Annotated in this window: 10 protein-coding genes and 1 pseudogene; 7 read left to right on the plus strand and 4 right to left on the minus strand. The window is 47.0% G+C overall.

From position 1 onward, the window contains the following. Position 1 precedes the first annotated feature (1 nt). Entirely contained in the window at positions 2-1,072 is a 1,071-nt protein-coding gene (locus SC79_RS17505; RefSeq protein WP_039076161.1) for a DUF3900 domain-containing protein, read from the minus strand. Positions 1,073-1,221: 149 nt separating this feature from the next. Here SC79_RS17505 and SC79_RS17510 point away from each other — a divergent pair, with 149 nt between their 5' ends. The 7 genes from SC79_RS17510 to SC79_RS17540 all read left to right on the plus strand — a co-directional run bounded on the left by SC79_RS17510 (position 1,222) and on the right by SC79_RS17540 (position 11,882). Beyond that, positions 1,222-4,407 (plus strand): bifunctional cytochrome P450/NADPH--P450 reductase, encoded by a 3,186-nt coding sequence (locus tag SC79_RS17510; protein WP_039076162.1) that lies wholly within the window; start codon positions 1,222-1,224, stop codon positions 4,405-4,407. Positions 4,408-4,910: 503 nt separating this feature from the next. Next, the gene (gene ltaS1, locus SC79_RS17515) at positions 4,911-6,830 is read left to right on the plus strand and encodes a lipoteichoic acid synthase LtaS1 (RefSeq protein WP_039076163.1); all 1,920 of its coding nucleotides are present in this window, start codon (positions 4,911-4,913) and stop codon (positions 6,828-6,830) included. 235 nt (positions 6,831-7,065) lie between these two features. Next, positions 7,066-7,830: a glucose-1-phosphate cytidylyltransferase gene (locus tag SC79_RS17520; RefSeq protein ID WP_039076164.1), complete on the plus strand. Its 765-nt coding sequence runs from the start codon at positions 7,066-7,068 to the stop codon at positions 7,828-7,830. Between the two features lie 6 nt (positions 7,831-7,836). Continuing rightward, a complete protein-coding gene (locus tag SC79_RS17525; RefSeq protein WP_039076165.1) occupies positions 7,837-8,805 on the plus strand; it encodes a GDP-mannose 4,6-dehydratase in 969 nt (322 codons plus the stop codon). Positions 8,806-8,828: 23 nt separating this feature from the next. Continuing rightward, complete coding sequence (locus tag SC79_RS17530; protein ID WP_039076166.1) at positions 8,829-9,740, plus strand: putative nucleotide-diphospho-sugar transferase; 912 nt, start codon at positions 8,829-8,831, stop codon at positions 9,738-9,740. Between the two features lie 28 nt (positions 9,741-9,768). Beyond that, complete coding sequence (locus SC79_RS17535) at positions 9,769-10,932, plus strand: glycosyltransferase family 2 protein (protein ID WP_039076167.1); 1,164 nt, start codon at positions 9,769-9,771, stop codon at positions 10,930-10,932. 14 nt (positions 10,933-10,946) lie between these two features. After that, complete coding sequence (locus tag SC79_RS17540; RefSeq protein ID WP_039076168.1) at positions 10,947-11,882, plus strand: putative nucleotide-diphospho-sugar transferase; 936 nt, start codon at positions 10,947-10,949, stop codon at positions 11,880-11,882. 29 nt (positions 11,883-11,911) lie between these two features. Here the strand turns inward: SC79_RS17540 and SC79_RS21450 are convergent. The 3 genes and pseudogenes from SC79_RS21450 to SC79_RS17550 form a co-directional block, all read right to left on the minus strand. Next, positions 11,912-12,016, minus strand: a pseudogene (locus tag SC79_RS21450) (hypothetical protein); the annotation flags it as partial. Next, a complete protein-coding gene (locus tag SC79_RS17545; RefSeq protein ID WP_039076169.1) occupies positions 12,017-12,724 on the minus strand; it encodes a YjjG family noncanonical pyrimidine nucleotidase in 708 nt (235 codons plus the stop codon). A 92-nt stretch (positions 12,725-12,816) separates the two neighbouring features. Continuing rightward, positions 12,817-14,202 carry an amino acid permease gene (locus tag SC79_RS17550; protein ID WP_039076170.1) on the minus strand — a complete coding sequence of 462 codons (1,386 nt, stop codon included), beginning with the start codon at positions 14,200-14,202 and terminating at the stop codon, positions 12,817-12,819. Positions 14,203-14,226: the final 24 nt, after the last annotated feature.

Genomic DNA, 14,226 nt, shown 5'->3' on the forward strand with positions numbered 1-14,226 from the left:
TTTAATCTTGCTCTGTTTTGTGGCGTATCCGCTCAATCACCTCATGCAGCCCCTCAGGCTTATAAAACTCCACCGGAGAACTGCCCTTCTCAAACGAAATCGTCTCGGCTTCAATCAGCGCGACATAGCGCCCGTTCACTTTGGCGAGGTGAATCGAGTCGCCAAAATCCGCTAGCAATCCTTTAATCTCGGTTTCTCCGACTTTCATTTTCAGCTGGGCCTCTGGCGTGTGCTCGATGATTTGGGCGGAGGCTTCGATCACTTGATGGGTGTCGAGGCGTTCTTGGATTTCCCGTTTTTCGCTCGCTTCCCAAATCTCAATGTCCTGCTCGAATTGCTTCAGCTCTTCGCTATTGTCTTCAAATGTCTCGTAGACATGCTCCTGCACCATGTTCATGACCTGGTTTTTCATGATTTCCGGCATTGATTCGCCGTACTCGACGAATTTCAGAAAGTCCTCGAAATAGCGGGCGTGCGAGGACTGATGGATTTTCAGCTCGCCTTCCTCGACCATTCCCTCCTCTGGCATGTACGGATACTGGATGCTTTTCATGTTTTTTGTCGTGATCGCCATTTCGACTTTTTTAATGAGAGATGACGCGTCTGAGATGCGGGCAACCTTCGGCTCAAAGTCACATTTCATAATGAAGACAAATGACTCGTCGAAGTATTTCCTCGGCACCGCCGAAGCCACAAGGAATACGCCGCCGCGGACCGCGCTCGTGTCGAGATACGTGCGGACGAACTGCTCGCTCAGCTCGTTAAAATCCTCTTTTGTTTCCGCCAAACGTGCGCGGTTGAACATATTGTAATTCGGATTGGAATCGAGCTCGTGGCCGGGCTCGACGATAAAATGGCCGATTTTCGTTGGCACTTGCTCGGACTGCGGATGGCGGTCGGCTTTCCGTTTGACGATTTTTTTCAGCTCCCCGTCGAGAAAGTCCTTCAGCTCGCTTTCTTCAAATTCACCCGTATCAAGGGTTTGGAAATGCTTGAACTGCTTGTTCGCCTGCTCATCCTTGCCTTCCACTTGTATAACATAAAAGGATAAAAATCGAATTTCAAAATCCATATGTGAACTCACCTTATTCGCGTATTGTACAGCTTCTCAAGTATAGAAAAAACGGTGTCCATACGTCAATCGGAGGAACGGAATAATCATCACCATGAAAGGGAAATGTAGTCAGATAGAAGGCATTTCATACGGAAAGGAATGGTTCGATGAAGGAAACAAGCCCGATTCCTCAGCCGAAGACATTTGGTCCGCTCGGCAATCTGCCTCTTATTGATAAAGACAAACCGACACTTTCGCTGATCAAACTGGCGGAAGAGCAGGGCCCGATTTTTCAAATGCACACACCTGCAGGCACCACGATCTTTGTGTCCGACCATGAGCTGGTGAAAGAGGTTTGTGATGAAGAGCGATTCGATAAAAGCATTGAAGGCGCCTTGGAAAAGGTTCGCGCGTTTTCCGGGGACGGATTGTTTACAAGCTGGACACATGAGCCTAATTGGAGAAAAGCCCACAACATTCTGATGCCGACGTTCAGCCAGCGGGCCATGAAGGATTATCATGACAAAATGGTCGATATCGCGGTTCAGCTCATTCAAAAATGGGCCAGGCTCAATCCGAATGAAGCCGTTGATGTCCCAGGGGATATGACCCGTTTGACGCTGGACACGATTGGTCTGTGCGGGTTTAACTATCGCTTTAACAGCTACTATAGAGAAACGCCCCACCCGTTTATCAACAGCATGGTGCGCGCGCTTGATGAAGCGATGCACCAGATGCAGCGGCTTGATTTTCAAGATAAGCTGATGGTGAGGACAAAGCGACAATTTCATCATGATATTCAAACGATGTTTTCGTTAGTCGACAGCATTATTGCGGAGCGCAAGGCGGATGGGGATTGGGAGGAAAAAGATTTGCTTGCCCGCATGCTGAAGGTGGAGGATCCTGAGACCGGAGACAAACTTGATGATGAAAATATCCGTTTTCAGATCATTACGTTTTTAATTGCCGGACATGAAACAACGAGCGGCCTGCTTTCCTTTGCGATCTATTTCTTATTGAATCATGCCGACAAACTAAAAAAAGCGTATGAAGAGGTCGACCGGGTGCTGACGGATGCAGCGCCGACCTACAAGCAAGTGCTTGAGCTAAAATATATCCGGATGATTTTAAATGAGTCCTTGCGTTTATGGCCGACAGCCCCGGCTTTCAGCCTTTATCCAAAGGAAGACACAGTCATTGGCGGAAAATACCTGATTACGACGAAAGACAGAATTTCTGTGCTGATTCCGCAGCTTCACCGTGATCGGAACGCTTGGGGAGAGGATGCCGAGGAATTCCGTCCAGAACGGTTTGAATATCAGGACCAAGTGCCCCATCATGCGTACAAACCGTTCGGAAATGGGCAGCGGGCCTGTATTGGCATGCAGTTTGCCCTTCATGAAGCCACACTTGTGCTGGGCATGATATTAAAATATTTCACGTTGATTGACCATGAGAATTATGAGCTTGATATTAAGCAAACTTTGACACTCAAACCGGGCGATTTCCGGATCAGGGTTCAAACACGGCATCAGGAGGCCATTCATGCCGACGTCCCGGCAGCTGAAAAAGCGGCGCCTGATGGGCAAAAAGAGAAAGCGGAAACGAAGGGTGCATCGGTCATCGGCCTCAATAACCGCCCGCTTCTCGTGCTGTACGGATCTGATACCGGCACCGCGGAAGGCGTAGCCCGCGAGCTTGCCGATACAGCCAGTCTTCACGGCGTAAGAACTGAAGCGGCACCGCTGAACGACAGGATTGGAAAACTGCCGAAAGAGGGAGCGGTTGTCATTGTGACCTCGTCTTATAACGGAAAACCGCCAAGCAATGCGGGGCAGTTCGTGCAGTGGCTTCAAGAAATCAAACCGGGTGAGCTTGAAGGCGTTCATTATACGGTATTTGGCTGCGGCGATCACAACTGGGCGAGCACGTACCAGAACGTGCCGAGATTCATTGATGAGCAGTTTGCGGAGAAAGGCGCGACTCGGTTTTCTGCGCGCGGAGAGGGGGATGTAAGCGGTGATTTTGAAGGGCAGCTTGACGAGTGGAAAAACAGCATGTGGACAGACGCCATCAAAGCATTCGGACTTGAGCTTAATGAAAACGCCGATAAGGAGCGAAGCACGCTGAGCCTTCAGTTTGTCAGAGGGCTTGGAGAGTCTCCGCTGGCCCGATCGTACGAAGCGGTTCACGCATCCATCGCTGAAAATCGAGAACTCCAGTCCGCAGACAGCGATCGCAGCACCCGACACATTGAAATCATTTTACCGCCGGATATTGGGTATCGGGAGGGCGATCACCTTGGTGTTTTGCCGAGGAACAGCCAAACCAATGTCAGCCGGATTCTTCATCGCTTCGGCCTAAAGAGAACCGACCAAGTAACATTGTCGGCAAGCGGACGCAGTGCGGGGCATCTGCCATTAGGGCGGCCTGTCAGCCTGCAAGACCTTCTCAGCTACAGCGTTGAGGTGCAGGAAGCCGCCACTAGGGCGCAAATCCGGGAGCTGGCGGCATTTACAGTCTGTCCGCCTCATAAACGTGAATTGGAAGAACTGACGGCAGAGGGTGTCTACCAGAAACAAATTTTGCAAAAACGGAAGTCCATGCTGGATCTGCTTGAACAATATGAAGCGTGCGATATGCCGTTTGAACGATTTTTAGAGCTTTTACGGCCGTTAAAACCAAGATATTACTCGATTTCTAGCTCGCCAAGGGTGAATCCGGAGCAAGCATCCATTACAGTCGGTATTGTGCGCGGTCAAGCGTGGAGCGGCCTTGGCGAATACAGGGGCGTGGCTTCAAATCACTTAGCTGAACGCCAAGCGGGTGATGATGTCGTAGTGTTTATCCGCACACCCGAATCCCGGTTTCAGCTTCCGGAAGACCCTGAAACCCCCATCATTATGGTTGGGCCGGGCACAGGAGTTGCGCCATTCCGCGGTTTCCTCCAAGCCCGTTCAGCTTTAAAGCGGGAGGGAAAAACGCTTGGCGAAGCCCATCTCTATTTCGGATGCAGGAACGATCGTGATTTTATTTACCGGGATGAGCTTGAGCAGTTTGAAAAAGACGGAATCGCCACTGTGCACACAGCCTTTTCCCGAAAAGAAGGCATGCCGAAAATGTATGTCCAGCATCTCATGGCTGACCATGCAGAAACATTGATTTCGATTCTTGATCGCGGAGGCAGGCTCTATGTATGCGGTGACGGCAGCAAAATGGCCCCAGATGTGGAGGCCGCCCTGCAAAAAGCGTATCAGTCTGTTCATGGCACCGGCGAACAAGAAGCGCAAAACTGGCTGAAACATCTGCAGGATACCGGCATCTATGCAAAAGATGTTTGGTCGGGGATATAAAGACTGGGGGCCATCCAGTCTCAGCTTGTAGAGAAAACGATTTTTTTCTACAAGCTTTTTTGTTTTTGTGCTGTTTCTTTGGATTTCCAGCTGATTTTTTTGCCCTTTTGAAAAAATTGTGAACACGCTAAACATGAGTGCATACAATAGCCACAGCCCTCTGGCAGGACAGGCTGTCTGCAAGACCTATTTTTCGTTTTTGCTAGTTTATGTTATTCTTATACTCGGTATCTATTTATTCAAAGGCATTTATGACAAAAAAAATCTTTTTTATTTCCCGAAAAAAATGTGAAACGAAACGAAGGCTTCTTTCGTCCAGTGTTTGGCTTGAAATAGGTGCAATCAAAATGGTATGGTGCCAAACATAAATATTCCGGGCTTACCGGTGTATTTATTTGTTGTGTGATGCCTTAATTCTGTTTGAAAAGAAAGAATTGGAGACAGAATCAAGAGCAGGTAAATTTAAATAAAGACTTAAAGTGTTTAAGAAAGTAGAGGTTGCTATGAAGAAACTTTTCTCTTACAAACTTAGCTTTTTTGTGCTGGCGGTTATACTGTTTTGGGCAAAAACGTATTTATCTTACAAAGCAGAGTTTAACCTAGGAGTAAAAGGCACAACCCAGGAGATCCTCCTGGTATTTAACCCGTTCTCAAGCGCTGTCTTCTTTTTAGGACTGGCTTTGCTTGCGAAAGGGCGCAAATCAGCCATTATCATGCTGATTATCGATTTTGTGATGACATTTGTGTTATACGCGAATATTTTATTCTACCGTTTCTTTGACGATTTCTTGACGTTCCCGAACATTAAACAGTCAGGCAACGTCGGAAACATGGGAGACGGGATTTTCAGCATCATGGCCGCTCATGATATTTTCTATTTCTTAGATATCATCATTTTGATTGCGGTATTGATCTGGAGACCTGAATTAAAAGAATACAAAATGAAAAAACGCTTTGCGTCTTTGGTGATCCTTTCCGGGATCGCACTGTTTTTCATCAACCTGCACTATGCGGAAAAAGACCGTCCGCAGCTGCTGACAAGAACATTTGACCGCAATTATATCGTGAAATATTTAGGTCTTTACAATTACACCATTTATGACGGTGTGCAGACGGCTCAAACGGAATCGCAAAGAGCCTACGCGAGCAGCGATGATTTAACAAGCGTCGAGAATTACACGACGTCTCATTATGCGAAACCGAATGCCGAGTACTTCGGTTCTGCCAAAGGCAAAAACATCATCAAGATTCACCTGGAAAGCTTCCAGACATTCCTGATTGATTATAAGCTGAACGGTGAAGAGGTGACGCCTTTCTTAAATAAACTCGCACACGGCGCAGAAGATATGATGTATTTTGATAACTTTTTCCATCAGACCGGCCAGGGAAAAACATCTGATGCCGAGCTGACAATGGACAACTCCCTCTTCGGCCTTCCTGAAGGCTCTGCGTTTGTGACGAAAGGCGAAAACACATATCAGTCGCTTCCGGCGATTTTAGACCAGAAGGAAGGCTACACAAGCGCTGTCCTGCATGGTGACTACAAATCATTCTGGAACCGTGACCAGATTTACAAACATATTGGGTATGACGAGTTCTTCGACGCAAGCAGTTATGACATGTCTGAAGAAAACCTCGTAAATATGGGACTCAAGGATAAGCCGTTCTTTACAGAGTCGATTCCAAAACTTGAATCTCTTAAACAGCCGTTTTACGCGCATTTGATTACGTTGACACACCATTATCCGTTTAACCTTGATGAAAAAGATGCGACCATTAAGAAAGCGACAACGGGTGATAAAACGGTTGATAATTACTTCCAGACAGCTCGTTACCTTGACGAGTCGATTGAGCAATTCTTCAAGGAGCTGAAGGAAGCCGGCCTGTATGATGACTCAGTTATCGTGATTTACGGTGACCATAACGGTATTTCCGAAAATCATAATCGCGCGATGAAAGAGATTCTCGGAAAAGAAATTACAGATTACCAAAACGCGCAGAACCAGCGCGTGCCGCTGATGATCCGCGTTCCTGGCAAAAAAGGCGGAGTGAACCACACGTATGGCGGTGAAATCGACGTCATGCCGACACTTCTGCACTTGCAAGGAATTGATTCGCAGAAATATATCAACTTTGGCACTGATTTATTCTCTAAAGACCACGATGACACAGTGGCGTTCAGAAACGGCGACTTCGTGACGCCGAAGTACACATCGGTCGATAATATCATTTATGATACGAAAACCGGTGAAAAACTGAAAGCGAATGAAGAAACGAAGAATCTGAAAACAAGAGTGAGCCAGCAGCTGAGCCTTTCAGACAGTGTTCTGTACAAAGACCTGCTGAGATTCCACAAACTGAGTGATTTCAAAGCCGTTGATCCGTCTGACTATTATTACGGCAAGGAAAAAGAAATCAAATAAGACGAGAAAGAGCCTTGAGCGGGCACATTGCCTTCGCTCAAGGCTCTTTTTTTGGTTACATAACCAACTTGAAAAAATAGATTCTATTTGGTCACCAAGGCCGGCTTTCTCTCATATCATTACAGTAGATTTTGAAACCGGTATTGAAGTGGACAAATTATCGGGGAAACGCCTTGATAGATTGTAAAGCTGTACCAGGTTTCGAACTCAATATTCATAGAGATGAGGGGTAGAGATGAAAGCGGTCATTCTCTGCGGCGGAAAAGGAACGAGAATGAGTGAAGTCACAAATGACATTCCTAAACCGCTCGCCATGATAGGCGGCAAACCGATTCTATGGCATATTATGAAAATCTATCAGTACTACGGAGTGAACGAGTTTATTCTGCTTTTGGGCTACAAAGGAGAAAAAATCAAAGAATACTTTCTCAACTATGAATGGAAGCATAACAGCCTGACTCTCGACAGTTCTACGGGAGAGGTGCAGATACTGGGACAGCCCGAAATGTGGAAAATGACGTTTTTGGAGACAGGGGAAGACACGCTGACAGCCGGAAGAATCTTGCAGGCAAAAGACTATATCGGCGATGAAACGTTTCTGCTTACCTATGGAGACGGGCTGGCCAATATCAATCTTTTCCATCTCATCAGCTATCATCAGGCAAAAGGAGCTGCCGCGACTGTCACAGGCATTGACAAAGTCTCGCAGTTCGGCACCTTGACGGTTGAGGACGGCATCGCGAAAACATTCTCTGAGAAGACCTCGAGTGACGGAATCATCAATGGCGGATTCTTTGTTCTCAGTCCCAAGGTTTTCGATTATTTGCCGAAGGACGGGAACACAATGTTCGAAGATGAACCGCTGAAGAACCTTGCCAAAGACGGGGAGCTTGCCGTGTACCGCCATTACGGATTTTGGACGGCCATCGATACGTATAAAAACCTCTTAGAAGTCAACAAGATGTGGGATCAAGGACAACAAGTATGGAAGGTATGGTGAACTGATTTGAGTTTCTGGAAAAATAAAAACGTATTTGTTACGGGGTGTACAGGTCTCTTAGGAAGCTGTTTGGTGAAAGAGCTGATCGAACAGGGCGCAAACGTGACGGGGCTTGTCAGGGATCATGTGCCTCAATCCAACCTTTACCAGGGAGAACATATCAAGAAAATGAACATTGTGCGGGGCTCTCTTGAAGACTTGCCTGTGATTGAGCGCGCGCTTGGCGAGTATGAAATTGACACCGTCTTTCACCTCGCTGCACAAGCGATTGTCGGCGTGGCCAACCGCAACCCGATTTCGACCTTTGAAGCGAATATTCTCGGCACGTGGAATATTCTCGAAGCCTGCCGGAAGCACCCACTCATCAAACGGGTCGTTGTCGCTTCAAGCGATAAAGCTTACGGCGACCAAGAAAACCTTCCGTACGATGAAAAGATGCCGCTGCAAGGCAAGCATCCGTACGACGTCTCGAAAAGCTGCGCAGATCTGATCAGCCACACCTATTATCATACGTACGGGGTTCCGGTCTGCATCACACGGTGCGGAAACCTATACGGCGGCGGGGATTTGAACTTCAACCGGATTATTCCGCAAACGATTCAGCTTGTGCTGAACGGGGAAGCACCGGAAATCCGCAGTGACGGCACGTTTGTCCGCGACTACTTTTATATCGAAGATGCCGTTCAGGCGTATATGCTTCTGGCAGAAAAAATGGAGGAAAACAACCTTGCCGGAGAGGCCTTTAACTTTAGCAATGAGATTCAGCTGACTGTACTTGAACTGGTCGAAAAAATCTTGAACAAAATGAACAGTGATCTGAAGCCGAAGGTGCTGAACCAGGGAAGCAATGAAATCAAACATCAATATTTATCCGCGGAAAAAGCGAGAAAGCTGCTGAATTGGACACCCGCCTACACCATTGATGAAGGACTTGAAAAAACGATTGAGTGGTATACGGAATTCTTCAAAAAGTAATATGAAACGAGGTGAGCATGACTGTGACCAGCGCATATTGCACCGTTTTATCAAAAGGGAGATTATATCAGGCAGTCGCGTTATTTAAGTCGTTGGAGCAAGTTGATCAAGACAGTCCGATTTATACGTTATGCATGGATGAAGACACGCACCGCGTCTTACAGAAGCTAAAGATGAAGCAGCTGAACCTTGTGCCGGTGGCCGCGTTCGAAAATGAGATGCTTTTGAAGCTGAAGGAAACAAGAGATCAAAGCGAGTACTGCTGGACGATGAAGCCGATCTTTCTGCAAGCCGTGCTGAACAGCAATCCCGAACTGGAGCGTGTGACGTATATTGACGGGGATCTCTTTTTTTACGCCGATCCGTCGCCGATTTTTGAAAACCAGCCGGACTGCTCGGTGCTCCTTTCACGGGGGGATATCGTCATTCCTTCCTTTGAGAGAGAGCAGATTGACATGCTGCAGCGTCTTTTAGGCAGATATAACTCAGGTTTTATCAGCTTCAAGCATGATGATGCCGGCATGGACTGTTTGGAGTGGTGGAAGGAACGCTGTCTTGAGGAATGCAAAAATGCCCCGGGTGAAGGGAAATTCGGTGATCAGGGCTATTTGGATGATATGTCTGAGCTGTTTTCGAATGTGTGTGACATTACGACACCCGGTGTGAACATTGGCCACTGGAACTACGGACAGCACACGTTTTCTTGGGAAGATGGCCGGATCGTGCTGGAGGATGGCAGCCCGCTGATCTTTTACCATTTCAGCGGATACCGAATCGTCAGCCTCAATGAAATCAAACAGATCCATGAAACAACCCGTACAGACTTGCCGTTTGTGCATGAGCTGTATCAAAAGACATTGCCGTATATCATTCGGCACATCTACATGTTAGACCCTGAATTTAACGGTTTTGCTTCGAAAGATGACAACAAATAAATGAGTAAATACAGGAAGTGAAAATGAAGTGAAAGCAAGCGTGATTATTCCTGCATATAATTCAAAGGAGCGTCTCTATAACAGCCTTCTGTCGTTAAACGAGCAGGAGTGCGATGAAGAATTTGAAGTCATTGTGGCGGATAATGGATCTGAGGACGGAACGCTCTCGATGCTTGAGTCGTTTCAAGCGGATTTTCCGCTCGTTTTTACAAGGGTTCAAGAAAACAGGGGCATTGCGTACGGACGAAATCAGGCGCTTCGCAATGCCAGAGGAGATATCCTGATTTTTCATGACAGCGATATGCTCGCGGCAAAGGATCTTGTGGCAAAGCATATCAAGGCTCATGAGAACGAAGAGAATCTCGTCGTATGCGGTTTGTTTTGGAAACGGATTTACAGTTTTTATTACGAGCGGTTTGAAGATGAGCATAAGGAACAGCTCGCAAAGCTCGTAGACGAAATGCCGAAAAAAGACAAACAAAAGCTGCTGAAGGAAGCGGATATCAAGAACGGAAGCTTTTTGGATAAAAGCTTTGACCTTGATACCGACTTTATTGACGTACTCAAGCAGATTTTAGTTGAGTACGGCGATGACCTGAAAGGCTATCATATGCCATGGCGCTTTTTTATCACGAATAATTCCTCTGTCAAACGCAAGCATGTGATTGATCTCGGTTTATTTGATGAAAGCATTGTGCGGTACGGGTTTGAGGATTATGACCTCGGGATCAGGCTACATCAGGCCGGACTGACGTTCAGGCTGCATCGCGACATTGTCAGTGTTCATCAGGAGCACCCGAGCAATTGTAAGTCTGTGGACGATATTCGGGTAAACATTGCCTATATGTGCGATAAATACAACAACATCCAGTCCTTAGATGTTCATCTCGCTTTTAACGGGCCGTTCCCGCCTGACATGACGAACGGCATCATGGCTGATATTCATAAGCTTTTGGAAGCTAAGAAATACGATATGCTGCTGAAAGTGTTTCTTGAGCTGCTCCATGTTGTTAAAGAACGCAATATTGACCCGGACTGGCAAAAGAAAGCCCCGAGGGTGACGGCGAAAAACTTTGATTTGCAATCTGTCCGTAAGCTTCTGCCAAGAGCGAAGAAAAAGCTAGGCGTAAACGATTTTGCCAACGCGCTGTATGCGCTTGTCAACGATTTGCTGCACGTGGATCTTAGATAATTGGATGTGGTATGGTGAGTACATTTCATTTTTCAACGATAGTGTCAAGGACGCATATCTTTAAGCTCATGCCCATGATTCATTCTCTCCATGAGCATTGCGATGATTTTCATTTATATGTGCTGTGTGTCGATCAAAAAGCGTATGAATTGCTTCAGCACGTGCCATGGAAGCATGTGACCTTTGTGCAGCTGCATGAAATGGAAGACCCGGAGCTGCTGCAAGCGAAAGGCAATCGAACGTTTCATGAATATTGCTGGACATTAAAACCCGCCTTTTTGTTTCATGTCATGAGCAAATGGGGGGATGCTCAATACTTTGCCCACATCGATACCGATCTGTTTTTCTTTTCTGATCCAGCACGTATTTTTGCCGAAAACCCAGCGGCGTCTCTATATTTGACTGATCACCGGAACTCGCCGCGATTCATGTCATATTATGAGCGGACCGGCCGCTTTAATACAGGCTTTGTCGGTGCCGGGAATACGAAGGAAGCATATGAAGCGGTGTGGCAGTGGAGACAGGACTGCGTTGCATTTTGTACGGTAGAAATGAATACGGAACGAAAGACGTACGGCGACCAAAGGTATGTGGAGAAATGGCCGGCGCAGTATAAGGATGTGCATGTGGTCAAATCAATCGGAGCCAATACAGCGCTTTGGAATATTGAAAACTATAAAGTCGGGCAAAAGGACGGACGCGTGTATATAGATGAAACACCGCTGATTTTCTATCATTTCTCCGGGTTTACATTGGTGACGGAAAAAGAGTTTAATCTTTGCTGGTATTACCGGATTGAAGACGAAGCGACAATTGAAATGATTTATATGCCGTATGTGTTAAACCTAAAAAGGTGGATTGACGAAATTCAGTCGGCATTCCCCGACTTTGCGGACGGCTTTATCCCGAAACATGCAGTGCCTGACACTCATTTTATACAGCTGGATTAAAAAAATCCCTGCCCCATGGCAGGGGTTTTTTAGCTGTGCCATTCTCTCAGCTTTTGATCGCTCGGCAATAGGAAGGCTAGGATGCCGAGAACAGGGAGAAAGGCGATGGCAATCATTGTCGGGGTCAGTCCCGATTAGCAGCGGACGGTTTTTTTGATATTCAACATGTCATACATCTCTTCAAGCTTGCGAATCTCATAAGTTGGCATAATCTCTGACTCATTTGGTTTCATGTCAGGGTTCATCCAGCAAGTATCAAGTCCGGCGAGCCGTCCGCCTTTGATATCGGCAGTCAGCGAATCGCCGATAATTAATGTGTGCTCTGCTGAAAAGTGGGGAATCCGTTCAAATACGTAATCGAAGTATTCCTTCATTGGCTTTTGGTAGCCTGTGTCTTCAGATACGAAAACATCTTTAAAAAACGGAAATAATCCTGAATCACCGAGACGCTTGTATTGTGTTTTAGACACGCCGTTTGTCACGATATACAACTCAAACCGGTGCTGCAGATTTGAGATGAGATCAAAGGCGCCATCAATAAGCTGATGCCCTTCTTCAAGAAAGCTGCGGTATTTTTGCTCAAGCAAAGCGCCGTCCGCCTCATAACCGTATTCCTTGAACAAAGCGGAGAAACGTGTGTTTACAACTTCATCACGTGTAATCTTTCCTTCTTCAAAGGCTCTCCACAGGCCTTGATTGATTGTTTGATACTGCGTCTTCATTTCATCTGTTAAAGGAATGTTCTGATCTTCAAACAGCAAACGAAGCGCTAATGCTTCTGCCGCTCTAAAATCAAGGATGGTATCGTCTACATCAAATAATAAAGTGCGGTATTGTTTCATCAGTTTGTCTCCCATTCTGCTAGGTTCTTTAAAGTATAGCTCATGAAAAAAAAGAAAAGCCGGCTGGTGAGGCACCGCCGGCTGAAATGAGATTATTTGTTTAATAAGCTGTGTTTTCTCGAATACAGGAAGTAAACCACTGTTCCAACAGCGATCCAGATGGCAAATGAAAGCCATGTGACGCCGGGAAGGCTGTACATAAACCAGAGACAGATACCTGCGCTGATGATCGGCACAACCGGAACGAACGGCACTCTGAAGGACGCTTTGATTTCCGGATGTTTCTTTCTTAACACGATGACCGCAATGGAAATGACTGTAAACGCGGCCAGCGTCCCCATATTCACGAGATGGGCCAGCGTTCCGAGGTTGATAAACCCGGCGATGCCCGCCGCAACGATACCTGTCAGCCACGTGTTGCGGAAAGGCGTTTTAAACGACGGATGGACCTTTGCGAACAATCCAGGCAGAAGGCCGTCTCTGCTCATGGCAAACGTCAAACGGACCTGAGCGTACAGCAAAGCGAGCATCACCGTTGTAATCCCGATAATGGCACCGACAGATATAATCCCGGCAACAGCATCCTGGCCGACGAATTTCAGCGCAAATGAGACCGGATCTCCGACATCCAATTTCGTATAAGGCATCATGCCTGTCAGCACAAGCGATACCGTGATGTACAGAACCGTACAGACGGCAAGAGCTGAAATAATGCCGACGGGCATGTTTTTTTGCGGATTTTTCACTTCCTCTGAAGCGTTAGAAACCGCGTCGAACCCGAGATACGCGAAGAACACAGTTGCCGCGCTGACGATGACGCCTGTCATCCCGAACGGCATAAAAGGAGACCAGTTATCCGGTTTGACATAACCGAGGCCGACAATGATGAACAATAAAATGATCCCGATTTTCATCAGGACGATGACGTTGTTAAAGCGTGTGCTTTCCTTGACGCCTCGGCTGACAATCGCAGTGATGATGAGAATGATCACCGCAGCCGGAAGATTAAACACGGCGCCCGGCGTGCTCCCCGGCGCTCCTGCCAGTGCGGCTGGAATATGAAGGTTGAAGCCGGCAAGCAGGGATTGAAAGTATGAAGACCAGCCGGTGGCAACTGCCGACAGCGCAATGACGTATTCAAGCATGAGATCCCATCCGATCAAAAAGGCGAGCAGTTCTCCGAGTGTCACATAGGAGTATGAGTACACGCTCCCCGAAATTGGAATCGAAGACGAAAACTCAGCATAGCAGAAGGCGGCGAGCGCACAGGCGAGACCAGCTAAAATAAACGAGATGATGAGAGCTGGACCTGCACCGGTCGCGGCCACTGTTCCTGTAATGACAAAAATCCCTGTACCGATGACACAACCGATGCCGAGCAAGGTTAAATCAAATGCGCTTAACGTACGGGCAAGGCTTTTTGACTTACTCTGCGCACTCAATGTTTCAAGTGTTTTTTTTCTGAATAATGAACTCATCAAAGTTCCTCCCTGAAAATTCAA

Source organism: Bacillus sp. MSP13, assembly GCF_000815295.1.
In the GTDB taxonomy this organism is placed as follows: Bacteria; Bacillota; Bacilli; order Bacillales; family Bacillaceae; genus Bacillus; species Bacillus vallismortis.